Source organism: Oceaniglobus sp. K40-3, from assembly GCF_055808395.1.
The window spans coordinates 39,355-62,875 of record NZ_JBVVRW010000006.1 but is presented as its reverse complement, the minus strand read 5'-3'; the positions used below and the strand labels follow the sequence as shown (position 1 = coordinate 62,875).

26 protein-coding genes and 5 pseudogenes are annotated in these 23,521 nt (G+C 59.6%); 24 read left to right on the top strand and 7 right to left on the bottom strand.

From position 1 onward, the window contains the following. Positions 1-93 precede the first annotated feature (93 nt). The 7 genes and pseudogenes from AC0L7P_RS23025 to AC0L7P_RS22995 all read left to right on the top strand — a co-directional run bounded on the left by AC0L7P_RS23025 (position 94) and on the right by AC0L7P_RS22995 (position 4,579). Positions 94-522: a MerR family transcriptional regulator gene (locus AC0L7P_RS23025; protein WP_243254686.1), complete on the top strand. Its 429-nt coding sequence runs from the start codon at positions 94-96 to the stop codon at positions 520-522. Then, complete coding sequence (locus tag AC0L7P_RS23020) at positions 519-845, top strand: YnfA family protein (protein ID WP_090270124.1); 327 nt, start codon at positions 519-521, stop codon at positions 843-845. Before AC0L7P_RS23025 ends, AC0L7P_RS23020 begins: the two co-directional genes overlap by 4 nt. A 113-nt stretch (positions 846-958) precedes the next feature. Continuing rightward, positions 959-1,576 (top strand): cation efflux transmembrane domain-containing protein, encoded by a 618-nt coding sequence (locus AC0L7P_RS23015; protein WP_024099354.1) that lies wholly within the window; start codon positions 959-961, stop codon positions 1,574-1,576. A gap of 86 nt (positions 1,577-1,662) precedes the next feature. Continuing rightward, positions 1,663-2,432: pseudogene (locus AC0L7P_RS23010) on the top strand (transglutaminase-like domain-containing protein). Further along, positions 2,422-3,330: a cation diffusion facilitator family transporter gene (locus tag AC0L7P_RS23005; RefSeq protein WP_007121394.1), complete on the top strand. Its 909-nt coding sequence runs from the start codon at positions 2,422-2,424 to the stop codon at positions 3,328-3,330. The pseudogene AC0L7P_RS23010 and the gene AC0L7P_RS23005 overlap by 11 nt, the downstream one beginning before the upstream one ends. Beyond that, positions 3,323-3,880, top strand: coding sequence for a methyltransferase family protein (locus tag AC0L7P_RS23000; protein WP_007121393.1), 558 nt, complete (start codon positions 3,323-3,325; stop codon positions 3,878-3,880). Before AC0L7P_RS23005 ends, AC0L7P_RS23000 begins: the two co-directional genes overlap by 8 nt. 198 nt (positions 3,881-4,078) lie before the next feature. Beyond that, positions 4,079-4,579 (top strand): L,D-transpeptidase, encoded by a 501-nt coding sequence (locus tag AC0L7P_RS22995; protein ID WP_007121392.1) that lies wholly within the window; start codon positions 4,079-4,081, stop codon positions 4,577-4,579. Between the two features lie 370 nt (positions 4,580-4,949). On the opposite strand, the gene AC0L7P_RS22990 is transcribed toward AC0L7P_RS22995, so the two are convergent. Continuing rightward, positions 4,950-5,615 (bottom strand): L,D-transpeptidase, encoded by a 666-nt coding sequence (locus tag AC0L7P_RS22990; protein ID WP_040652264.1) that lies wholly within the window; start codon positions 5,613-5,615, stop codon positions 4,950-4,952. A gap of 294 nt (positions 5,616-5,909) precedes the next feature. On the opposite strand from AC0L7P_RS22990, the gene AC0L7P_RS22985 reads away from it, so the two are divergent. Both AC0L7P_RS22985 and AC0L7P_RS22980 read left to right on the top strand, forming a co-directional pair. Continuing rightward, positions 5,910-6,911 (top strand): IS30 family transposase, encoded by a 1,002-nt coding sequence (locus AC0L7P_RS22985; protein WP_243254694.1) that lies wholly within the window; start codon positions 5,910-5,912, stop codon positions 6,909-6,911. A gap of 104 nt (positions 6,912-7,015) precedes the next feature. Next, positions 7,016-7,770, top strand: a pseudogene (locus AC0L7P_RS22980) (hypothetical protein). A 120-nt stretch (positions 7,771-7,890) separates the two neighbouring features. Here the strand turns inward: AC0L7P_RS22980 and AC0L7P_RS22975 are convergent. From AC0L7P_RS22975 to AC0L7P_RS22965, 3 genes are all read right to left on the bottom strand, one after another. Beyond that, a complete protein-coding gene (locus AC0L7P_RS22975) occupies positions 7,891-8,118 on the bottom strand; it encodes a hypothetical protein (protein ID WP_007120687.1) in 228 nt (75 codons plus the stop codon). A 169-nt stretch (positions 8,119-8,287) separates the two neighbouring features. Continuing rightward, positions 8,288-8,545, bottom strand: a complete 258-nt coding sequence (locus AC0L7P_RS22970) for a helix-turn-helix domain-containing protein (RefSeq protein WP_007120686.1) — start codon at positions 8,543-8,545, stop codon at positions 8,288-8,290. 124 nt (positions 8,546-8,669) lie between these two features. Beyond that, entirely contained in the window at positions 8,670-8,930 is a 261-nt protein-coding gene (locus tag AC0L7P_RS22965) for a hypothetical protein (protein WP_007120685.1), read from the bottom strand. Positions 8,931-9,131: 201 nt separating this feature from the next. On the opposite strand from AC0L7P_RS22965, the gene AC0L7P_RS22960 reads away from it, so the two are divergent. From AC0L7P_RS22960 to AC0L7P_RS22890, 15 genes and pseudogenes are all read left to right on the top strand, one after another. Continuing rightward, entirely contained in the window at positions 9,132-9,500 is a 369-nt protein-coding gene (locus tag AC0L7P_RS22960) for a hypothetical protein (RefSeq protein ID WP_007120684.1), read from the top strand. A gap of 43 nt (positions 9,501-9,543) precedes the next feature. Then, positions 9,544-10,164 carry a lytic transglycosylase domain-containing protein gene (locus AC0L7P_RS22955; RefSeq protein ID WP_040701729.1) on the top strand — a complete coding sequence of 207 codons (621 nt, stop codon included), beginning with the start codon at positions 9,544-9,546 and terminating at the stop codon, positions 10,162-10,164. 107 nt (positions 10,165-10,271) lie between these two features. Beyond that, complete coding sequence (locus tag AC0L7P_RS22950; protein WP_473436406.1) at positions 10,272-10,556, top strand: TrbC/VirB2 family protein; 285 nt, start codon at positions 10,272-10,274, stop codon at positions 10,554-10,556. Then, positions 10,549-10,827 (top strand): VirB3 family type IV secretion system protein, encoded by a 279-nt coding sequence (locus tag AC0L7P_RS22945; RefSeq protein ID WP_243254692.1) that lies wholly within the window; start codon positions 10,549-10,551, stop codon positions 10,825-10,827. Before AC0L7P_RS22950 ends, AC0L7P_RS22945 begins: the two co-directional genes overlap by 8 nt. Further along, positions 10,817-13,191, top strand: a pseudogene (locus tag AC0L7P_RS22940) (VirB4 family type IV secretion/conjugal transfer ATPase). Before AC0L7P_RS22945 ends, AC0L7P_RS22940 begins: the two are co-directional and overlap by 11 nt. Continuing rightward, positions 13,188-13,355, top strand: a complete 168-nt coding sequence (locus AC0L7P_RS22935) for a hypothetical protein (RefSeq protein WP_165481287.1) — start codon at positions 13,188-13,190, stop codon at positions 13,353-13,355. Before AC0L7P_RS22940 ends, AC0L7P_RS22935 begins: the two are co-directional and overlap by 4 nt. Next, positions 13,345-14,499, top strand: coding sequence for a lytic transglycosylase domain-containing protein (locus AC0L7P_RS22930; protein WP_007120678.1), 1,155 nt, complete (start codon positions 13,345-13,347; stop codon positions 14,497-14,499). Before AC0L7P_RS22935 ends, AC0L7P_RS22930 begins: the two co-directional genes overlap by 11 nt. Next, entirely contained in the window at positions 14,499-15,308 is an 810-nt protein-coding gene (locus AC0L7P_RS22925) for a type IV secretion system protein (RefSeq protein ID WP_007120677.1), read from the top strand. Before AC0L7P_RS22930 ends, AC0L7P_RS22925 begins: the two co-directional genes overlap by 1 nt. A gap of 114 nt (positions 15,309-15,422) precedes the next feature. Continuing rightward, positions 15,423-16,076: a VirB8 family type IV secretion system protein gene (locus tag AC0L7P_RS22920; RefSeq protein ID WP_007120676.1), complete on the top strand. Its 654-nt coding sequence runs from the start codon at positions 15,423-15,425 to the stop codon at positions 16,074-16,076. A gap of 2 nt (positions 16,077-16,078) precedes the next feature. Then, positions 16,079-16,773 (top strand): annotated as a pseudogene (locus tag AC0L7P_RS22915) (TrbG/VirB9 family P-type conjugative transfer protein). Beyond that, positions 16,770-18,149, top strand: a complete 1,380-nt coding sequence (locus AC0L7P_RS22910; protein ID WP_007120674.1) for a TraB/TrbI/VirB10 family type IV secretion system protein — start codon at positions 16,770-16,772, stop codon at positions 18,147-18,149. The pseudogene AC0L7P_RS22915 and the gene AC0L7P_RS22910 overlap by 4 nt, the downstream one beginning before the upstream one ends. A 4-nt stretch (positions 18,150-18,153) precedes the next feature. Further along, entirely contained in the window at positions 18,154-19,140 is a 987-nt protein-coding gene (locus AC0L7P_RS22905) for an ATPase, T2SS/T4P/T4SS family (protein ID WP_007120673.1), read from the top strand. Beyond that, positions 19,137-19,331: a DUF4177 domain-containing protein gene (locus tag AC0L7P_RS22900; RefSeq protein WP_007120672.1), complete on the top strand. Its 195-nt coding sequence runs from the start codon at positions 19,137-19,139 to the stop codon at positions 19,329-19,331. The genes AC0L7P_RS22905 and AC0L7P_RS22900 overlap by 4 nt, the downstream gene beginning before the upstream one ends. Further along, a complete protein-coding gene (locus AC0L7P_RS22895; RefSeq protein WP_007120671.1) occupies positions 19,328-19,741 on the top strand; it encodes a hypothetical protein in 414 nt (137 codons plus the stop codon). The genes AC0L7P_RS22900 and AC0L7P_RS22895 overlap by 4 nt, the downstream gene beginning before the upstream one ends. Positions 19,742-19,753: 12 nt before the next feature. Continuing rightward, positions 19,754-20,831 (top strand): annotated as a pseudogene (locus AC0L7P_RS22890) (TrbL/VirB6 family protein). 231 nt (positions 20,832-21,062) lie between these two features. Here the strand turns inward: AC0L7P_RS22890 and AC0L7P_RS22885 are convergent. The 3 genes from AC0L7P_RS22885 to AC0L7P_RS22875 are packed head-to-tail and all read right to left on the bottom strand — an operon-like array spanning position 21,063 to position 23,456. After that, complete coding sequence (locus AC0L7P_RS22885) at positions 21,063-21,857, bottom strand: E2 domain-containing protein (protein ID WP_407705406.1); 795 nt, start codon at positions 21,855-21,857, stop codon at positions 21,063-21,065. Continuing rightward, complete coding sequence (locus tag AC0L7P_RS22880; protein ID WP_473436399.1) at positions 21,854-22,879, bottom strand: nucleotidyl cyclase domain-containing protein; 1,026 nt, start codon at positions 22,877-22,879, stop codon at positions 21,854-21,856. The genes AC0L7P_RS22885 and AC0L7P_RS22880 overlap by 4 nt, the downstream gene beginning before the upstream one ends. Then, complete coding sequence (locus tag AC0L7P_RS22875) at positions 22,761-23,456, bottom strand: hypothetical protein (RefSeq protein ID WP_473436398.1); 696 nt, start codon at positions 23,454-23,456, stop codon at positions 22,761-22,763. The genes AC0L7P_RS22880 and AC0L7P_RS22875 overlap by 119 nt, the downstream gene beginning before the upstream one ends. Positions 23,457-23,521 lie beyond the last annotated feature (65 nt).

The following is a 23,521-nucleotide window of genomic DNA, read 5'->3' as shown; positions in this document are numbered from 1 at the left end:
GTTGTCCGAAGTCACGCTGATGTGAAACCTTTGTCTTTTCAATGGAGTTGGCTCTTCAGTAAGCTACAGTCTTTGTAGATTGAAGGATCGCACATGCTGGCAATTGGAACACTCTCGCGGAGAACCGGAACCAAGGTTCAGACGATCCGCTACTACGAACAAATCGGTTTGATGAACGAGGCCGGAAGGACCGCAGGCGGCCAGCGCCGGTACTTTGAAAAGGACCTCGACCGGCTGGCTTTCATCCGGCACTCACGCCAGCTCGGATTTTCGCTCGACTCCATCCGGGAGCTGCTGGACCTCTCGGACAACCCGTCCCAATCCTGCGCGGAGGCGGATTCGATCGCGCGTCGGCAACTCCACCAAGTCGAACAGCGGATCAAGCGTCTGCAAGCGCTTAAGAAGGAATTGAAACGCATGGTCGCCGAGTGCGACGGTGACAGCGTTGCGGAGTGCAAGGTTCTGGAGGTCCTTCGAGACCATGCGGAATGTCTCACCGAGCACGACGAGATTGGGGCTTGAACGCCGCAATTGCCTATCCGCTGGCTGCTGTCGCGGAGATCAGCGGGTGTTTCGCCATCTGGGCGTGGTGGCGTCTTGGGGCATCACCGCTCTGGCTCGCACCCGGCATAATCGCGCTCGCGCTTTTCGGCTGGTTGCTGGCGCAGGTCGAAACCAGCGCAGCGGGCCGCGCTTTCGCAGCCTATGGCGGCATCTACATCGGGGCCTCCATGCTCTGGATGTGGTTCGTCGAGGGCGAGCGACCTGACAGATGGGACTTCATAGGGACGTCCATCTGTTTGATCGGTGCCGCGATTATTCTTTCGGTGCCCAGAGGGACGTAAATAAGCTATTTTGGATCTATAGTCGCTAGAGGTTCTATATATCTTTTTGACAGCTTCATCCGAAGAGGGCGTTTCTGCCCCCTTTCTTAGAAATCGGAAGGTTTGCCAGTTCGATGGTCGAAAGCGAATTCAGCGGGAAGAATGAAAAAGAGCGCCAGACGCTCTGGATTGTTCTCGGTCTCAATCTCGCAATCGCTGCGGGGTTCTTCGCCACGGGAGCTATCGGCGATTCCAGCGCCCTGATCGCCAATGGTCTCGACAACACATCCGACAGCCTCGTCTATGGCATCAGCCTTCTGGCCTTGTCCCGGTCGTCGAAGTGGAAGCGGGGTGCCGCGAACGTATCCGGCGGATTGCTTCTGATCTTTGCGGTTGGCATTCTGATTGACGCTTGGCGGCGCTATGTCGGCGGTTCCGAACCGCTCGGAACTCTGATGATCGCAATGTCGCTGATCGCTGCGGTCGTCAACCTCGCCTGCATCTGGCTGCTCGGGCGACTGAAGGAACCGGACGTGAACATCCGGGCCGCCAACACCTTCAGCCTCAACGATTTCGCATCGAACGGCGGCATCCTGATCGCGGGCGGTCTCGTTTGGTGGTTGGGCAGCAACTGGCCCGACCTCGTTGTCGGGGTCGCGGTGGCTGGCATCGCGGCGTGGGGCGGCATAGGCATCCTGCGGGACGCGCATGACGAGCATCACAAGGCAGTTCACAATCACCAACCAGAATAGTCTCTCGCGTCGCCACAAGATAAAGGTTGAAGCTACAGTGACTGTAGAAACTATCATCTTTGTATAGTTGATTCTAGGAAACGCTCATGACCCCTGTTGACCCGCTGCTTTCGTCGACGCCACTCTTGGATGTCAGGCATCCTTCACTTGCCGCTCTGATCGCCGACCGGGGGTGGGGAACCTTGCCGTTGCATGATCGAATTGGTGCAATCTACGACTTCGTGCGAAACGAGATCGACTTTGGCTATAACCGCGCCGACGACATTCCTGCCTCCGAAGTACTCAATGACAGGTATGGACAATGCAACACGAAGGGAACGCTGCTGATGGCGCTTCTACGCGCTGTCGGCGTAAGATGCCGCTTGCACGGGTTCACAATCCACAAAGCGTTGCAACGGGGCGTCGTGCCTGAACTGATCTATCCGATCGCACCCGCAGAAATCCTCCACTCATGGATCGAGGTCGAGACCGAGGCAGAATGGGTCGATCTTGAGGGCTTCATCCTCGACACATCCTTCCTGTTGGCCTTGCAGCGGTCGTTTTCCGAGACTCAGTCCCTATGCGGCTACGGTGCCGGGACCGACTGCTTGAGCGCACCGCCAGTCGGATGGACGGGGAGAGTACATATATCCAGAAGACCGGCATCGCCCGCGATTTTGGAACATTCGATAATCCTGACATGTTTTATGAGCACCATCGTCAGGCGTTAGGCCCGCTGCGCGACTGGATCTATCGGCACCTCATTCGCCATTGGATGAATGCCCGCGTCAGGGCGATCCGCGCTGGTCGTTTGCCAAGCGTTCCAGGGCTCAGCCGGCCAAACCACGGCCATGAGGAGGCTTCTCGTGCCGCATGATCATGCCCATATGGAGCCTAAAGAAGGCGACCGGCGGGTTGCCATTGCCATCTGGGCAAACGGCCTCCTGACGGTCGCGCAGATTGTCGGCGGGATACTATCCGGCAGCCTCGCGCTGATCGCGGATGCCATCCACAACTTCTCCGACATGGCGTCGCTCGTCATCGCATTCGGCGCGCGCAAGATCGCGCGCCGCCCGGCCGATGCGAAAATGACCTTCGGATATGGCAGGGTCGAGATCGTCGCCGCGCTTATCAATTATACCTCGCTGATCATCATCGGCCTTTATCTGGTCTATGAGGGCGCGATGCGGTTTGTTGATCCGCCCGAAGTCGCGGGTTGGACCGTGGTCATCCTGGGCAGTGTGGCGCTGTTCATCGATACCCTCACCGCGTGGCTGACCTATTCGATGCAGAAAGGCAGCGTGAACATCCGGGCGCTGTTCCTCCACAACCTCAGCGATGCGCTGGCGTCTGTGGCCGTGATCGTCGGTGGCGTTCTAATCCTTCTCTACGATGTCCGCTGGGTTGATCCGGCGATCACCATCGGGATTGCCGCCTATATCCTCTGGCTCGCCTTCAGCGAGATCGGTGGCCCAATCCGCACCCTGATGTTGGGAAGCCCGCCCGATATCGACACGGACAAGGTTATCGCGGCCGTGGAGGACGTGGACGGAGTCGAGGAAGTTCATCACGCACATTTCTGGCAGATGCAGGAGCATCGTGCGGCGCTCGATACCCACGTCGTAATCGCCGAGGACCGCTGGGATGACCTCGAAAACATCAAGACGGCAATCAAGACCCGCCTCGACGAGGAATTCGGGATCGACCACTCAACGCTGGAGTTTGAACGCTCAGCAACCAAACATCGGGACGCCGACAGGTATGGTCATGGGTGACCTCAAAACCGTGGTTCTCGTGCTGGGTTGTGCGGCCAATCTGTTGCTGATCGCGGGTATACTCTGGTCCATGTTCCAACCGGAGCGACGTGTCTGGCCGCCGATTCACTCTACAGGAGCCCACAAGATTGTCGTCTGGGGACTTACGTGCGTCGGCTTCGGATCTGCCATCGTTTTGGGTCTGCTAGAATGGGGTGAGCTCGACTTCCCATGGATCATACGTTGGGGTCTAGGGCTTTGTCTGATCGTTCTGGGCAATGCCGTTGTCTGGTCCGGTGTGATGCAACTTGGAATAGCGGTGACGAGTGGTGATGAAGGCGTTCTGCGGACCCGTGGCCTTTACCGCTTCTCCCGCAATCCTCAATATGTGGCTGACATGGCGATCCTCATCGGGATCGGATTGCTCTCCGCCTCAATCCTCGCGTGGCCGGTGATTATCACCGGCGTCGCGGCATTGATCCTTGCGACCTTCGCCGAAGAGCGCTGGTTGATTGATCGCTATGGGGATGCTTACCGAACCTACCTCCAAAAAACCCGCAGATTTCTTTGATGCCATGACCGAGTTCAATCTCACGGGTTTGTGAGCAGAAACATATTGAAGCTCTAGCGGGTGTAGGTCTTAGAACCGGGAAAAATAACGAGACCAGAGGTTTTCTTGATGAGACGAGCTAACGACAGACCGTTCACACGCCGGACTGCACTCTTTGGTGCAGCAGCAAGTGGGTTGGTTCTCGCGACCAGTAGGGCCATGGCACAGACAAGCGAGGGTCTGGCGGCACCGGCGGTGCGAAGCAATATTTCCGGGTTTAGGGTTGCGTCCTGGCAAGATCATTTTGACAACCTGCGGAATGGCGCGATTCTCTGCGACATTGACTCCCGCGCGGTGCAGTTCTGGTCGGAAGACGAAAACGTCTACAAGCTTTACCCCTCCAGCGTCCCTCTTACGGAGGAGTTGACGCGGCGCGGTTACACCGAAATCGTTCGCAAGGTGGATGGCCCGAGCTGGCGACCTACGCCGTCGATGAAGGAGCGCAATCCCGAATGGCCGGATTTCGTTGGCCCTGGCCCCGACAATCCCCTTGGAACACACGCCCTTTATCTGTCATGGCAGTACTACCGCGTTCACGGCACAGGTGACACGCGCAAGATCGGTCGACAATCGTCGAACGGCTGCATCGGCCTCTACAACGAACATATCGAAGAGTTGTTTGGATTAGCCGAGGTTGGTACTCAGGTTAAGTTGTTCTAAGGGCGGAAATTTTAAATATGCGAATTCATCTTGGCTTACTTCTCCCAGCAGCGTTTTTGTTGGGAGCGTGTTCCGCTTCTATTCCTGGCGGGCCCGACACTGCACAAAACAGACCACTGCCGGAGGCAGTCGTCGCTATGGCCGCAACAGGTCAGGATCTTCAGTCCGCGCGCCTTTTGCCGGAAGACGGCTGCTACTGGTATCTGCACAACGGTCCCGTGGAAGTTACCCTGGTGCCGCTCCGAACACCTCGCGGAAATCCGATTTGTACCGCGCCGGCGGCCTAGCGGGGTTCAGTAATCCGAAGTGCTCCCCGGCTAGGATAAACTCCCGTCACTTTCCCTGACCGATGGTGCTTTGGTACACGGCCTCAGCTTCCCGCAGTGACACTGTCCTCGGCCGAGTAGAGGAAAGCCGTCGAACCAATATCGACGTTGGGATAAAGCTCGTTTATGTGCGCCATGACCATTCTGACGCAGCCGGAACTTGCACGACCGCCAATGCTTCTCGGCTGTGGCGTACCGTGAATGCGGAGATAAGTGTCCCGGTCGCCGAGAAAGAGATAGAGAGCTCGCGACCCAAGCGCATTCTTAGGTCCGGGCTCCATACCGTCGGCGATATCAGCGTAGAGTTCTGGGTCGCGGTCGATCATGTTCTGCGTCGGCTGCCAATGCGGCCATCTGACTTTACGCTTGATCGTGTATGTACCTGGTTCGTATAGATCACCACGAGCAATGGCGACGCCATAGCGCATGGCAGTCCCGCCCTCCTCGATGTGATAAAGGTAGCGCGCAACCGCATCGACATGAATGTCGCCCGGTGTCAGCCCGTCTTTCGCGGCCACCCGGGTCGGGAGAAACCGCGGATGTAAGCCCCAGGGGTTCGAGGTTGCCGGGTCAAAGCCGGGCGGCGTCACCTGTGCGTCCCAGGCAACCTTCTGCGATTCGGTCGGCCAGGTATTTGCCAGCACCGGGCTGGCAACCGGGGCAGAAAAGAGGGCGGCGGTGGTCATCACGAAATGTCGTCTAGTCAGCATACTATACTCTTCCAGCTTTGTCTGGCGAATGCCGTGACACGAGAAACGGCGTTTAATGTACCATAGAACCTCTACCAACTAGAGCTTCAAGGAGTTTCTTTTGACACAGATTGATTGCTCGGCTTCTACATCTTGTCGCGTGGTCGATGGCGATTATTCGAGCACTTAATGTAAATTACAGTCGTGTTTTTACATAACCTGTATTATGGGTGCAATATACTTAGTGTGGCGCGCGCTAGCTTCAAGTGCGACTCTTGTTAGAAAACAGTAGTTTATCTAACGGGAGGAATCGGTATGGGAGCCGTTTACGATCAACTGAGTATCACAGAACGACGCAAGATAGAACGCTGGAGACACGCGAAGGTCCCAGTTGACGAGATGGCGCGCGTTCTGAAGCGCTGCAGATCAACGATATTTCGCGAGCTAAAGCGCAACCATTTCTCGGACGAGAGCATGCCGGGATGCGATGGCTATTACGGTGCTGCTGCCCACCTGATGCAAGCGGAACGTCGTGCTCGAGAGCGCAAGCTGATTAAACATCCTGAGCTGTGTAAACGTGTGATAGAGCGCATCAGGAACGGTTGGACACCCGAGCAGATCAGTAACCGCATGATCCACGAGGGTGCTCCGCTTAGGGTCTGCCAAGAAACCATCTATCGTTACATCTATTCCACAGAAGGTCAGCGCGAAGACCTGTGGTGGTATCTACCGACCCATCGTGTCGCCCGCAGACCACGTCGCACCAGAAGGCGCAGAGAACCCAAATTCCACCGCGATGTCAGCATTCTGTTCCGACCCGATGATGTCGCTCATCGCCGTCAGTTTGGCCATTGGGAAGCTGATTTGATGCTGTTCAAACAAAAGCTTGGCCAGTCCAACGTTACCTCATTGGTTGAGCGCGTCAGCCGCTTCACCGTGATCCTGAAGAACCCGAATAAGCGCACCAAACCGGTCATGGGAAAGATCATGAAGTCTCTCAAAGACCTCCCCCTCGTCGCCCGTCGATCCATTACTTTTGACCGCGGAACCGAGTTTGTCAGTTGGCCGCACCTCCAAGCCGAGATCGGAACCCAGACGTGGTTTTGCGACCCCTCCAGCCCCTGGCAGAAAGGCACAGTCGAGAACACAAACCGACGCCTTCGAAGGTGGCTGCCCCGCAAACGCGACATCCGGCAATGCACAGATCACGATATGAAGGTGATCTGTGATCGCCTCAACAACACGCCGCGCAAGTGCCTTGGATGGAAAACGCCAGCCGAGGTCTTTCGCGAAAAGATGTTGGAGGAAATGCGATGACACCCCTACCCTGAGCTCGACAAGAGTCGCGGTTCAGGTATCGCTCACAGTTGCGTTAGTATATTATTGAAGGTACGATGGTGTCCGACAAAGGGGCCCCTACCATGCGCTTTCAACTCAAGAGACTGTCGCTATGCCTAACCGCAGCAATCACTTTAGCGGCTGGTTGGCTGCCGAGCATCACAAAGGCTCAAACCTACCCAATCGACTGCGCAATCCTCCTCTGTCTGTCCGGGGTTGGCCCGCTTCCGTGCCTTGCAGCCGTGCCCGCGCCGAGTTCATTCGTCGCATCACGCCATGGCCTGTGGAACCACCACTACAGATTTGGCGCTGTCCTATGGGCGCATCTTATGAGACCGAACGGCATCCGAGCAATGTAGGCCGGATCTTCGAAACCTTGTTTCACGCCAAGGACTATTCGCCCCACCAATCGTTTCCAGGCAATGATGTTGCCGTCCAAACAAAATCAACAAATGCCGTTTGGCGCTCTCCAGAAACCGGAACGGGCGGCATTCCAGCAGACTTCGTGCTTCGCCTTGTTCAGGATCGTGCTGATATCGATATCAGCGGTCCGGAGTTCAATTTTGTGCGGTCCATCCGCGTCTTTGACGTTCGCTATGCCCGCCAGCACGAATCCGGGCGAGATGGGGATTGCAACCTAAGTGCGACCGTGGTCCTCGGCACATATGGGACCCAAGGTGACTTCGCCTGGCAAAGGTCTTCCGTCACTGCCCTTCCTTCGGCTCACGTAGGTCTTGAACGCTGGGGCGAGCATTGCCCTAGCATTTATCACCGATCCGTCTTCGTCGATTGGCGTGACTATGAGGGCAACTACGGGTTCGAGCAGGTGAACTACTGACCTGCCGCCACGTAGATTTGTCTCGGAAGACGGCTCCTTTGGCGTGTACGACCGCACCGCATACGCGTCTCGGTCCACATGCTGTTTGGCGTTTCGGCAAACACTGCGGGTTCGCTCTGTTCACCTGTCGTCGCTTCTTCCGATCCTCGTCAGCGCATCGAAGTCGATTTCTTGCTTCTGTTCGTCACTTATATCCGGCCGGGTTTCCGATACCGGCTGGGGCCCTTGGACGTCCCACATCACCGCATGTGAGCCTGTACTCCAGCGATAAACCCAACCAACAACACTGCACCCATCGGTCCCGATCAGATTGGCGATCGCGACGCCCTCACCCTTATCATCGTTCACTGTTTACTGACTTCCTGCACTGTGGCGCTGCGAAATGCGGCGTGTGGTTGCAGAGTGTTCACTACGACCATGCACCAGCCTTCGTTGATTTTGGCTACCTGGTCCTCGATGAGAGAATGATCATCAGACCGGGAAAATGGGTTCCGGTTTTCTCAACAATTCATTGGCTTTAAATCCTGTGGTCGGGCTCCGTGGCGGATTCAACGATCGCCAGAACCTCGAACGGGTCAAAGCCGATGGCGCGCGCCAGAACGACCAGCTCGACAACGTCGACCCGGCGCTGACCGCTTTCAAGGCGGGCAATGAGGGATTGGTGGCATCTGAGCTTGGTCGCCAATTCATCTTGGCCAAGGCCTGCCTTGATCCGAGCGTCGACCAACGCCTGGCAGAGTGCCACCTGCCCTTTGCTTCTGATTGTCTTTGCCACGCGTCACATACCTTTTGTGACGTCGCTAGCGGATGAAATCTGTTATCTAAAAAGTAGATATATGAGGGTGTTATCGGCGTCTGGTTTCCATGGGCTGCAAGTCTGATGCTCCCGAGGCTGCCCATCAATCCCCTACCAATTGCAGAAATCGGCCATAGTCCTCGCTGACTTCGCGCGCTTCCTCGAAGGCGCGCGCCCGTTCGCCGTCTAGGCAACGGAAGTAGCTCTGGATATCCTGGATGTAATCTTCGAAATCGCCACGGATGATGTCTGCATAGTCCCGCGCTGCCTGCGAATCGCTTGGCAGGAAAGGACGGGCCGGGGCGAAGCAGGATTCTGCGAAACCCGCGCCAGGGACAACCAGGAGTATCGGTACAGCCCGCAATAGGTGTTGGCCTCTCAACCTGCGGTTTCTCAAACCTGTTATCTCCTTGATCGCGGACACTGGCCGTGACTAGTGTTTGCGTAACCAAACTACAGCTAAAGCATGATATTACATCTTGCGGTTGATAGTATACTATCGTAACTCTAGGCTTCAAGTGGGAATGCCTGGGGTCGCGCCATTGGAGAAAGCGTGAGCCGGGCCATGAACTGGGACATCGAAGCACCAAATGTGGTTACGGAAGCCAGGTTCCGCGAGCTCGTGGAAAGCGGCTATAGCGCAGAAATCCTGTGCCAGGAATCAGCACATAAGAAAGGCCCCAGCTATTACGGGGTCTGGATCATGCGCGTTGTCTCTGATGACGGGGTGGAAAAGCTCCTCGTCACCGCCCGCACGCGGACGACCTACAACGATATCAAGATCCGCGAGTTCAAGACGATCTCCGGCGTGGTGTCTTTCTTCATTGGCCTTGGCTTTGCGCATATCGACCTGCCGCTTGAGGCGGGTACAAGCCGCACGCATAAACTCGCCCCGCCAGACAAAGCCCCATCAGACTTGGGCACTGGCAACTAACCTCGTCTGTCTCTGGCTGGTCGCAGCACCTGCCTCAGCGCAAATGGTCCTGATCATGGAGAGCGACGGCTCTCTGACCCCGTCGCGGTCTCAGAGCGGTTTTGCTCGAAACTACAATGACGGCGTTGGTCTGGGATCGGCGTCCGATGGTTTGGCCATTCTTGGTGAGACTGAAGCAGCTTTCGAACTTGACTCGCTGAGGCTTGCGGCACTCGCCCAGCCAGCACCCCTGACCCGCGCAGACGTTCTCTTGGGCATCGAGGCAACAGCCCTGCGCTATGTCGGCCATCCCGGCCTGCGCCGCGCGGGACTGTCCGTCACGGATTGGCTGGCTCTCTACCGGGCCAATATCGAGGTGGAAAGCGCCTACAGGCAGAATGCCGTCTCGAGCGCGGGCGCCATTGGTCTGGGCCAATTGATGCCTGCTACTGCCCGAGATCTCGGTGTGGATCCTCATGAAGCGCTGCAGAACCTCGACGGCTCCGCCCGCTACCTGACAATGATGCTGGAAAGCTTCGGCGATCCGCATTTGGCGCTGGCAGCCTACAACGCCGGGCCGGACGCCGTACGCCAGTACGGTGGCATTCCACCTTACAGAGAAACCCAGAACCACGTGGCCCGCGTCATGGCTGTCGTGGCCCGATTGGAAGGATCAAATTCATGATGTCCCAACCTTTTTGGAAATCATTCCTCAAAACACTTATCGGCAATGTCACGAGAGCGCGCAGCGCGGCAGTGCATTGGCGATACCGCTTTTTCCAAACAAGTTGGATTCCAAACCTCTTTGTCGCCTCGCTGGCACTATCCCTGCTCATTGCCGAGCCCGCACTTGCACAGAGCATCGATCTCTCCCCGATCCAAAGCCTGTTGCAGGGCATTGTCGATGCGCTGACCGGACCCCTTGGCGTTGTCATCGCGACGCTGGCCGTACTCGGGGTCTTTCTCAGCTGGTTCTTCAACATCATCGATCTGCGCCAGGCGCTTTGGGTGCTTGTCGGCATCGCCGGTGTCGCGGCTGCCCCGGCGATCGTTGCTGCGGTCTTTGCCGGTGGCTGAGCGCTCACCTCTCTTTCTCGGCCTCGTACGCCCGCCCAAGCTAATGGGCCTGCCGATCATGTATGCGATGGTCTGGCTCTTCGGTTCGGTGCTCTTGTTCGTCTGGGTCCAGCACATCGTAGTGCTGGGTGTCGCCGCCTTACTCTATCCGGTGCTGTGGAAAGCCGCGGATTGGGACCCGCGTTTCATCGACGTGATGATGACGTCGCTGCAGGAGACGCCACCCACGCGAAACCGCAGCATCCATGGCGGGGACAGCTATGCCCCGTGATGAAGCCCGTGACGAGGCGCTCGATCCCCGCACGATGACGCCGGACTGGTATGCGCGAGAGACCCGCCTCGCGCATATGCTGCCCTATGTGAGCCTCGTTGACGACCAGACCGTGCGGACACGGGTGAACGAGCTCTTCCGCTGCATTCGGCTCGAGGGGATCAACAGCTACACGACGGACGATGCCTATCTCGACAAGGTGACAGCGCTTTTTGCCCGCATTATCGCGCAGCTTGGGCCGGAATTCAGCTATTACGTCCACAAGGTCTCCAAGGCGATCAAACCGGATCTGGACCCGATCCGTGAGGACAGCTTCGCGGGCGAGGTGGACCGGCGCTGGCGCGCGAAACTCGAGACCAGCGGGCTCCGCGACAAGACGCTGACGCTCACCGTCATTCACCGCCCACCCCCAAAAGCCTCCTGCCGTTCCTGAGCCGCAGCGCGCCGGACCGACTGAAGGAGGAGACCCGCAAACGCCTGCAGCGCCTGGGCGAGGCCGTGAACGTCTTTCTGTCCGGCCTCACCGAGCTCAAGCCGCGGCTTCTCTCCGCCGCATCTGGGGAATTGGTCGGGTTTCTGGGCGCGCTCAACACGGGCACCGAGCTGCCGCTCTACCCGGCCAACACCTACGGCTTTCTGTCCTTCAACGTCGCCAATACCCGCGTGACGTTCCACGGAGACCATTTCGAGCTTTCCGAGGGCGTCGTGGGCCACCGCTACGGCAAGAGCTTCACCATCGGAGAATACTCGGAAGGCACCTCCTGCACCATGTTCGACATGCTGAACCTGCCGGTCGACATGATCGTGACGCACTCCTTCACGCCGATCAATTCGAACCTCATGGCGGGCCGCATCAAGCGGCAAAAGCGCCAGATGCAGGCCAGCCAGGACGCAGCCCTCTCGCTCCTGGAGGCCCTCGACATCGCCGCCGATGATCTCGAGGCCAAGCGCCAAAGCTTCGGCGAGCACCACATGGTCGTGACGCTCTTCTGCGACACGCTCGAAGAACTGCAAACCCTCAGCGCCGAGATCGTGAACGCCGCCGCAACCGAAGGCGTGAAGATGATTGGCGAGCGGGTCGCGGCCAAGGCGCATTACCTCAGCCAGCACCCCGGCAACCAGCCAAAGCGCGTCCGCGCCAGCGCCGTCACCAACCGCAACTTCGCGGATTTTGCGGCCTTCCACCGGACACAGCTCGGCAAACCTGCAGCACTTACCCCCTGGGGCCGGGTCGTCACATATTTGCCCACGCCGGAGCAGAGCGCCTACCGGTTTTCCTATCACGAGCAGGGATCGCCCGATAAAGAACCGACCAGCGGCCATACCCTGATCATGGGGCGGCCCGGGTCCGGCAAATCGGTGCTGTCGGCCTTTCTGATGACCCAGGCCCGTCGCGCGGGCGCCCGGATCTTCGTCTTCGATTACCGTCTTGGCATGGAGATGGCGGTGCGCGCCAATGGCGGGCGCTACGCCTCCCTGAACGCCGGCCAGCCCACGGGTCTCAACCCGCTCTGGACAGAGACCGATGCGCGCGGCACCGCCTGGCTCTCGGATTGGCTCACAACCCTGCTCTACCGCGCCGACAAGCCCCTGACCCCGGCGCAGACCAACCGCATCCAGGAGGTCGTGCGCCAGAACGCGCAGGCCACCAATCCGGCCCTGCGGAACTGGCGGGATTTCGCGTCGCTTTTTGTGTCCACCGATGATGGCGGCGATCTGCACCAGCGCCTGCTCGAGTGGACCGAAGACGGCCGATATGGCTGGATATTCGGGCAGTCGCTGGAAGATACCTTCTCGCTCAAAGGCGATGTGGTGGGCTTCGATCTCACCGGCATTCTCGACAGCGAGGCCGACAAGGAACGGATGGCGGTCCTCTCCTATCTCTTCCGCCGGGTCGAACGCGAGATCGAGGATCGCCGCCCCACCATCATCGTGATCGACGAGGCCTGGAAGGCGCTCGACAACGCGTATTTCGCCGAGCGGCTGTCGAACTGGCTGGTGACCGCGCGCAAGCAGAACACCGTCGCGGTCATGATGACGCAATACGCGAGCCAGCTCGAGCGCACCCGGACCGGCAAGACCATCGTCGAGGCAGTTCCGACACAGATCCTGCTGCCCAATATCCGCGCGCAACCCGCGGATTACGCCATGCTGAACCTCACGGAGAAGGAGCTCGACATCCTTCTCAACACGGGCAGCAACAGCCGCCTCGCACTGATCCGCGACGATCAGGGCTCAATCGTCGTCGATGCCGATCTCAGTGCTCTCGGGCCCAATCTCACGATCCTTGGCGGCATGGAAAAGGGAGAAGCGCTTGTCGGCGCCGATTACCGCGACCGCCCAGATTTTTGGAGGCTTTCATGATCCGTATTTTTATCGCTTTGGCTGCGCTCGGCGCGCTGGCCTCCTGCACCCAGTATCGGGAGCCGCAGGCCAATTGCTTTTCCTTTCTCGTCTCGACGGCAGCGACCGGCCAGGATTGCCACTTCGCACCGCTCGGCGCGCCGGAGGGCGACGTTGAAGTCTAGCCTGCCTCATATCCTCGCGTTTTGCCTGCTGCCCGGTCTCGCCTTGGGCCAAGGTGTGCCGACCAATGACAGCGGGCTGACCGCGCGCGATATCGTCGAGACCGGCGACCGCGAAGCAGACTTGGCCGTTCAGGCGGACAAGCTTGCCCTGCGCGAACTCATCGCCGAGATCGAGCGGGAGCAGCTGGAAACCCTCCGACGCATCCTCGATGCCCAGACCAGCTTCGGCGGTCAGGGACTGCCCGCCATGGTCTCGGGGCTAGAAAACGGCAGCGGCGATCCCGACCGCGCCGTAGAAGCCGTTTATGGCACGGGCGAGATCGATCCCAATCCCGGCGGTGCGCAGATGTTCGGGGATGCGTCTGAGACCATCGAGCAACTCATCATCCGCGTGGCTCAGGAGACCAGCGGCTTTGCGGGTGTTGGCCGCGCAGGGCTCTCGTCCGTCCAGTGGCGCGCGCTGCTGCAAGCGCTGATCTGGCAGGAAAGCCGTTTCACCATCGGTGCACGCTCTCCCGTCGGCGCCTATGGCCTCACCCAGATCATGCCTGGCACCGCCAGCGATCTCGGCATCAACCCGGAATATTACGACAGCCCCTATCTGCAGGTGCATGGCGGCGCGCGCTATCTCGCGACCCAGCTCAACACATTCGATGGCAACATCATCAACGCCCTCGCGGCCTATAACGCCGGACCCGGCCGGGTCTTCGAGTATGGCGGCGTGCCACCCTTCCGCGAGACCCAGCACTACGTGTCGGTCATCCCTGAACGCTACAATCTCTATCTAAGCCGTATCGGCGGGATCGACGCCCTCGGCACGATCGACCCCGCGCTTCTGGCCAATGCCAACCTCTCAATCACCGGGCACGGCGCGGCCTTCTATGGCAACAACTCGCCCGCCGCGATCAGGCAAGCCGCCCTGCGTATTGCGGATATCGTCGAACGGATTTCCGAGACTGAAGACGTGCAGGAAAGCATCGCACTCAACACCTATGCCCGCGCCGAACTCGTGCGCCTCGTCGCTGCCCGCATCCGGCTTCAGGCCGCCCGCACCCGCGTGCTCTCCGCCGAAGAGCTGGCCCAGGCCAGCGCCCGCATGGCCGAAGGCGCGTTCATGGATTTTACGATCAGGGAGATTGAATGATGGGACATCTGCTCTTGAGGACAGCTTTGGCCACGACACTTGGCGTTGGCTTGCAGTTCAGCGCCCTACCCCCTGCCGCAGCACAAGGTGTACCGGTCGTCGACACCCAGAACATCGCGCAAAACATCCAGCAGCTCCGGCAGATGATCGAGGACGAGATTCTGCAAAACGAGCAGCTGACGCAGCTCCGCGAACAGCTCGGCCTTCTCACGGACCAACTCGCGGAGCTGCAAAGAACCTACGAGGCCCTCACCCGCCTCGCCGAGCTTCCAGAAATCATCCGGACGGAAATGGAAGACGAGTTGAACGGTCTGCTCGACCAAGAGTTCGGGGACATCCTCGCCACGATTGAGGCGATCAAGACTGGGGATTTCTCCGGCCTGTCCGGTTCTGGCGCAGGCGAGATCGAAACCCAGATGGACCGGGTGCTGGCCGATCTCGGATTTGACGATGACACCCTCTCGGAAATGGCCACGAGCGGCAATCCCGGGGCCAACCGCGTGGCGACGCAGGCCACCACCGGTGCCCTTGTATCGGCGGCGGCCCAGAACAGCTATGAGGATGCCGGCCAATCGCTCGAGCGGGTCGACCGCCTTGTCGGACTCATCGACGACATGGACGAACTAAAGGAAAGCATCGATCTCAACACGCGCGTGACCGCGGAGCTCGCCATTGCGCTGGTCGCCATGTGGCAACTCGAAGCCATCCAGACCGTGGGCGATGGCACCGGCGGCGTGATCGATGCCGCCACCATCGCCGAAGAACAGCGCTTCATGGATTTCACCTTGCCGGACCTCCGGGCAGACTAAGGCGTTTCGAAATTGATCCCCAAAAACAAATATCGGTTTTCGCGTTCGAGCGCAGCGAGAGGCAGCGAAGAACCGCTTCAACTCATTTCGAAACGCCGAGCGGGGGCATGACGGGTGGCGACTGAACAAGAAATCATCGAGGAAGAACTGGTCTACGGTGCCCTGCGCCGCGAACGGCTCTGGCAACGCCTTGGTCTGACAGGTCTTGTCTTCGGCATCATCGGCTGTCTGAGTGCCGCGGCTGTCTCGATCCTCGATGTCGACCCGCCCCCCGTCGTTGTCCCCTATGATCCCGCCACCGGCTTTGCACTCCCCGAAGCCTCGGTGGGCGCCTCCTCGGTGACCGCCAACCAGGCGATCATCGAGGCGGAGGTGTTCCGCTATGTGGCCGACCGGGAGGTCTATAACCAGCTCGACAACGATCTGCGCATCCGCAGCGTCCTGCGCCGCTCGGACGGAGCTGCCGAGAGCGGGCTGCGCCAGATCTGGAACAGCGCCAACGAGAATTACCCGCCGACGGTCTATGGCCCCAATGCTCGGCTCGACGTGGAAATCCTCAGCATCAACCGGATCGGAACCAACCGCGCGACGGTCCGCCTGCGCAAGCGCCTGACGTCCATTAACGGCACCCAGACCGGCCTCTTCACTGCGACGCTTCTCTTCGAGTTCCGCCCGGAGACCCGCCGCTCCATCGATGAGGTCTGGACCAATCCATTCGGCTTCACCGTCCTCGAATATTCCATCCGCTCCGACAGATTGGAGAACTGACGTTGTTGTTTATAAGATCGCTTATTTTTGTCATTGCCCTGTTGCCCGGCCTCGCCTCTGCCGAAGCCATCCCGCGCGGCGGTCCCAACGACAGCCGGGTGCGCTTGGCCACCTACCAGGAGGGTCAGGTCTACCGTCTCAGCGTGTCGCTCACCCATGTGACCACCATCGAGTTCGGCAAGGGCGAAAGCATCCGCTCGATCATCGCGGGCGACACGGAAGGGTTTGAGATCGATGGCGTGCCGGGGGGCAGGCCTTCGCAATCAAGCCCGTTGCGCGCGGCGTCCATACCAATGTGACCGTCTACACGAACAGGCGCAGCTACTATTTCAACGTCGAAGAGGTCCGAAGCCCGACCTTCTACGTCGTGCAGTTCCGCTATCCAGACGACGCTGCGCGCCCGACCCGGGCCATCGCGGCCCAAGCGCCGAACTACAATTACGGTGCCAGCGCGCGGACCGAGTTCACGCCAACCCGCATCTGGGATGACGGGACGTTCACGTATTTCGCCTTTCCGAGAAACGCACCTGTGCCAGCGATCTTCCGCTACGCGGGCGGCCGTGAACGCACGGTCAACACGCAAACCCCTGAGGACGGCGTGATCCGCGTCAGCGGCGTGAACCGCCAATGGGTCCTGCGACTTGGCGAAGAGGTGGTCTGCATCGAGGCGATCCCGCCCGCGGAGGTGGCCTCATGAGCGATACCGAGAACACCGGGTTGGAAAAACGCCTAGCCGCCCTGGAGAAAGGCAGTGCCCGCGCCCCCACGGCGGCGCAGCGCCGGTCGCCCCTTCTCGCGCTGATCGTGGTCCTCGTCATCGGCGCGGGTGGTGTCCTGCTTTATCTCCTCTCACAGCCCGACGAAGAGGAAGCCTTGCCGACGGCCACCCCGGACGTCTTCCAAAACGAGGGGGACGGCTTTGGCACCATCGAGACCTTGCCCCCGCCCGAGCCCGAGGTTGTGTTCGTCGGACCAGACCCCGCTGAGCCCAATGCCGAGCTTCTGGCGCAGATCACCGCCCTGCAGGCCCAGATCGAGGAGTTGCGCAACGCCCCTGAACCGGTCGTCGAGGAAGACACCGCCGCCGCAGAGGCGATCGACGCGCTGACCGCTCAGATTGCGGCGCTGCAAGCCGCCTCGGAAGCAGCACAGCAACGATTCCAGGACGAACTGACGGCGCGGGATCGCAGCCTTGAGCAACTCCGCATGGATCTGGAACTGGCCCAACTCGAGGCCAGCCGACCCCAACCCGCTCCAGCGGGCCCCACGGAAGATGAGCTGCACGCACGCGAGCAAGAGCGACTGCGCCGCGAGGAAGAAGCCCGGCGCATGGCCGAGCTGGAGCGCCGCGCCGCGGAGGAACGCGCCTTCCAGGAGCGGCGCATCGCCTCGCCCACCATCGCTTTTGGCGGTGCCTCCGGAGCGAATGAAACGGCTCTGACCGAACGCACTTTTGGCGAGGTGACGGATTTCGTGCTGAACGGTGCGTTGCCCTCCACCGTGACGCAGGCCGAGGTGATCGCCAATCCTTCCAACACCATCATCCAGGGCACAATGATCCAGGCCGTCATGGAAACCGCCCTCGACAGCTCGCTGCCCGGCCAGACCCGTGCCGTGGTGTCCGAGGATGTCTACAGCGTCGATGGCGTGCGCCTCTTGATCCCCCGCGGATCCCGTCTCGTCGGGCGTTACCGCGCTGGCGTCGATATCGCGCAGCGCCGTGTCACGATCGCCTGGGACCGGATCATCCTGCCCGCGGGCCAAACCGTCCAGATCAGCTCTTTCGGGGGCGATGAACTGGGCCGTTCCGGTGTCACGGGTCTCATAGACACACGCTTCGCCGAGCGTTTCGGGTCGGCCGCCTTGATCTCGCTGATTTCCGCGGCACCAAGTGCCGCCGCCTCCGAGGTCCAGGATGAGACTGCCGCCGACGTTCTCGAAGACGTTGGCGATGATCTGGCAGATGCCACGGACAGCGTCATAGGCGATTACCTCTCCATCGGCCCCGTCATCTATGTCGACCAGGGCGCCCGCGTCACGGTCATGGTCGACCGCGATCTGGAGATATTCTGAGCCCATGTCGCTGAGCTATCTCGAAACCTCCCTCGACAGGATCGACGCCGCCGCACGCGACGATGTCATCGAGATCTGCATCAACCCCGACGGGACCTGCTGGGGCGAATTCCAGGGCGATCACTTCATGCGTGCGCTGAACCAGAGGTTGACGGGTGTTCAGGTCAAGGACCTTGGCAACCAGATCGCCTCATCGGCAAATACCACGATGAGCAAGGACCGCCCGATCGTCTCGGTCTCGATCACCTACAAGGGTCGCCCGATCCGCGCACAGGTCATCACCCCGCCCGCTGTGCTCTCGGCCATGTCAATCAGCCTGCGGTTCTTCTCAAGCCTGCCACTCGAGGGCATTGCGCTCGATTTTCTCTATGGCAAAGAGCGCAAGCTCGAAGATCTGCGCGTGGAAAAAAAGCGCGCCTTGCGTGCCGTGGTGGCCGCGGGTTTGATCGATGATGCGCTGGCCTTCTGCGTCGAGAACAAACTCAACATGATCGTCTCGGGCGGCACATCCACCGGCAAGACCGTGGCCGCGCGCAAAATCCTCTCTCATGTACCGGCAGAGGAGCGCATCGTCACCATCGAAGAAGCCGCCGAGCTGTCGCCGACCCAGCCCAATGCCGTGACCCTCATCGCCAATCGTGACGCGGAATTCCAGACCGCCGATGTGCTTCTCACTGCGACGCTGCGCATGCGCCCCGACCGGATTATCCTGGGCGAGGTGCGCGGCAAGGAGGCCATGACCTTTCTGGAAGCCATCAACACCGGCCATGGCGGGTCCATGACCACGCTGCATGCCGAAACCCCGCAATTGGCCGTGCAGCGCCTCGCGATCGCGGCACTCAAGACCGAAATCCCGATGACCTATGCCGACATGATCCAGTACATCGAGAACTCCATCGACGTGATCATCCAGGCCGGCCGCCATGACGGCAAACGCGGCATCACGGAATTTTACCTCCCCGGCGCAACTGAGATTGGAACTTCCCCATGAAGACCTTTGAATACGATATCTTGTCCTTTCCCATGACCCGCAAAACCAGCCTTGCCGACATGCAGGCCAGCCTGAATGCCAAAGGTGCGGAAGGCTGGGAGGTCGTGTCGATCAGCTCCTCGGAATTCACCAATGTCGGGCACACCGTCTTCCTGAAGCGTGAAACCACACCCGCTGGAGCCAAGACATGAGGCAAGCGCGCTGTACCCTTGTGCTGGCCGCGCTGGTCCTGGGACTGACGACCGCGCCCACTTTCGCCGAGCGCAACCTGGTGCCGACCCTCGAGCGCAGGTTCACCGTCTGCCCGGACCGGCCCGCCGAGCCCGTCTGGATGCAGGAGATCCCCCTGCGCCAAGCCTATCAGCGCGTGTTGGTACAGGACATCTACCGCGCCCATAACCTCGAGCGCATCGTCGAAACCGGCAGCTGCGACTGCGAGACCCGGTTCCCGTCCTGGGACGCTGCCGAGGCTGTGTTTCGGGAGAGCTACGCGAGCGACGAACGATGGGAAATGCTCGAAGCCTCCGACGCCTACAACCGCCGCGCCAACGCCGCCCGAACTGCCGGCAAGGCCATCTGCGACGCCGCAGGTAATTGGTAAGGCAGCCCCGCGATGAGTGTCGTCACCTACTTCGTTGAAACCTCCCAAGCCTATCTCGACACCGCCGCTGAGACCCAGTTTGGTGCGGTTGCGGCAACGGTCGGCACGCTCCTGGTTTTGGGGACAACGCTGGTGGTGATCCTCGTCGGCATCAACATGATCTATCAATATCGGGCCATGGATGGGCACACAGCCTTCTGGGCTCGCGGTCAAGATCGGGCTCATCGGGATATTCGCGACCAATTGGATGCAGTTCAACGCGTTCTCGTCTGCCATTCTCTATGGGATCGACAGTATCGCGGGTGCCCTGGTAGCCTCCGTCGGCGGCGGCAGCCCTGGCCCCTCAGGCACCTTCGCCGAAGAATTCGACCGGCTGATCGCCGAGCTGGGCGACTATCTGAACGCTGCCGGGTCCGAGCTGAACTGGATGGCCGGCGCCATGCTCGACATCGTCGGTGTTCTTCTGCTCTCAATCCTCGGCGGACTGGCCGCCTTCATCCTCGTGGCCTCCCGACTGATGATCGCGCTTCTGATCGGGATCGCCCCGGTGATGATTTTCCTGACCCTCTTCGAGGTCACCAAGGATTATTTCGCGCGCTGGTTATCCGCGCTGATTTCCTTTGCGCTATACCCTATCGTGGTCGCAGGCGTGTTCGCAACGATCACAGGCGTTTCCTCCGCGCTCATCGGCGAACTAGGCGATCCCGAAGGGGCCTCAAACATCGGCGCGCTCATCCCCTTCTTCATGATGGTGCTTATGGCCAAGGGCTTCATTATCGCCACGCCCTTCATCGTCCGCGCGATCTCCGGCAACATCATGATGCCCGCCCTCTCCGGAGGTCTCGGCGGCGGCTACAGCTTTGCCCGCGCCGCCATGGGAGGCCAGCAGGCCTACAATCGCTACCTCATCGGCGGGGCCAGTGGCGCAGAATACGCAGCCCTCAGGGCGCGGCAGTTCTTTGGCGTGCAGCAGATGCCTGCAAGGCAAGGCATGGGGCAGAAGGGTTCCGGAGGCGGCACAGGGTCCACTGACGCAGGGTCCAAAATGCTGGCGCAGCTGGCGAGACTGGGTCGGCTTGGGCGACGGTGACGGTCCTCTGCGGACATCGGCTGGACAGGCTATCGCTTCGATGACACTTCCCGGAACCGGCCATCCATGCAGTCGTGCAGAATGGGTCAAGTTTGCAAGGTCCGTAGTTGCCCTTGCGAATTGTTTCGGTAGGCTTTTCGAAGTGAAAAAGGGTATAGGTACTAGTGGGCACCCACTGTCGAAAGAGGGCAAAAGGCGTTCCTAATTTTTATAAGGCGCGCTCTGCACACCCTACGTAGCAAGCGGGCAGCTCTTCATTGAACCGCAGCATTTTCTGCCATCTCGCTTTAAGATATCAACTATCTCGGACTCGATCCGCCGCCGCTCATGCTCTCGCAGAACTAACTCTTCAATCACATCTTTATTTGGGCACTCGGCACGTAAAACCGGTTTATGAAACCGATTGCAGCCCGGACTGCACTTTTCAGCGACGCAAGATTTCTTTCGCAGAAGCCTATGTTTCCACCTGCATCCTCTTGGACAGGGTGTACGCACATTCAAGACTTGCCTGCGATCTCTGGATATGCGCGGCAAGCTCTCGGCCAACCATCCTTCGCCCCGAAACATCGCCAACCACAAATCCTCCTCCCATCCCAGAGGTTTGGCCAGCGCCTCCATTTCGACCTGAACATGTGCCGCATCGCCATGACTCAGACCGGAACCTAGCGGCCATACACCTCTCTTGTGGGCGTACACCTGGTTTCTCAGGTAAACGCCCAAGTAGGACCACCACGTCTTGGCTGCCTCTTCATCGTCCAGCGGATATTCGGAACGAAAATAGACACAGAATGTGCTGTCCGGATTGATGTGTCGTTCGAGACAGAACTCAGGGAATTGGCGTTTATTCTCCGCCTCCCTGACCGCAACGCCGCCATGCGCTGAAATTTCAAGCTTGAGACAAAACCCGTCGGGAAACACACTTCTTGTGCCCTGAGGTAAAACCAACACGGTCGTTTGGCGGGTCTTTCTGTCCTCAATGCTCGCCCATTCTGGGATATTTTGGAGTAGTCGGTGCAGCGTGTTCATTCGGACTTGAAATGTGCCCGAGGTTGAGGCGACTGGCTCGGAACATGGACTCTGGCGTAGTTCGGGCTGGCAACTTGTGCTGGAGCAATCGACAAGCAGGCCGCTACATCGTCATAGTCCATGCTCGCAGTATAGCCGTCCTCGTACAGCAAGTCCCCAAGCGCTACGGGGGCAACACTCAGCGCGCGTGGTCCGAACTTGACGCCGTTGTCCTCGCAGTCGCGCTGCATCTGCTCCGAACGCGTTGTCGCGATGCTTGATGCCACGCGCACGGACCGATCACCACGGATACCAATCCGGGAAACCGGTGTCGGACCAAGCTCCACACCGATGGCCAGCCCAAGATTGTCGAGATTGCCGAGAACAGATTTGCACAAGCCGAATGACGAGTGGAGACCGCCAGCACACTGCGCTGCGGAAGATACTGATTTGCGTTCGTCGGTCTCGGTGCGCGTTCCTTCGGCAATTAGCGCATGGATACAGTCCCCGATAAACCTGACCTTCCGGCCTCCAAAATCTTTCTCCACCACGTTTTGAAACTCTTGTCGGATCACGTGGAGGGCGCGGACTGCGTCGCGAATGCCTCCTGAAGCCACGGCTGCATCGATATAGTCGGTGTACCCGGACAAGTCAGCGTACATGGACACCAACGGCATGCGGATCGAGCGGCTGGGCGACAGCTCCCCATAGTCGATATCACGCAGCGGCGGCTCCCTGTGAGAGAAGGTGAAGCTAGGGTCAGTGAAGTCTGGAAACTCACCACGCCGCACTTCTTCTTTCCAGTTGGCTACCACATCCGGCGTGTAAGCTTGGCGATCTTGGACGCCAAATACTAGGTTGCCACTGGCATCCTGGCGCGCAGCATTCATGATGATGTCAGCATCGGCGAGACTAACGAACTCACTAATCACACCGAACTCCTGAAGGTTCAGAAGAGCCCGCACGCGGTCGGAAACATAGACACCCGCTTCCTTGCCAAACGCTAGCTTTGCGGCATGGTTTGCTGCGCTGCCAAGGAACATCGGCTCCTGTTCGCAGCCCGTGCCGTTGTTGATGGCAACGCATGTACCTACGTCGATACCGATCCGGAACTCTGCATTGAACTCGCTCCGAGCAAGGCTCGCGGTTTGCCGCATCGGCAACCCGCTTGAAGTCATCGACGAAAGCGAGTGCCTGGGCAAGCGTGTCACGGGTGACACCCTGCTTTCCGCGCTCCAGTACAACAGCATGAACGCGGCCATTGTGGAAATCCACCCGTTGCGCTGCGGATGGCTCAATCGCTCGGTCAGCCGCGCTGTAGTAGAGGTGCAGCAGGCGCATCGCGCGCTCGTGCGAGGCTTCTGTCTCGCGGCCTTCGTCAAGACGAAACTCATCATAGTTAGTGATCGCGATGTAGATTTGCACGGTGTCCACCACCACGGCCTTGCCTCTCGGTAGACTAAACAGCGGCGGCGTGGTGGGCTGTTCTTTCGCTACCCGCATGGCAATGTCGGCCTGATACAGGCGCTGGTATTCTTCAAAGCGCTGAACGTTGAAGTCTGGGGCCTCGCCCTTCAGCTTGTTGATGCGCGCGAGCGCTGTTGCCTCATGCCAGGCCATCTTGATCTTCCTTTCTGCGTCACCGGATGAGCCGCCGCGCCGATTCTAGTTTTTACTGTACTCCT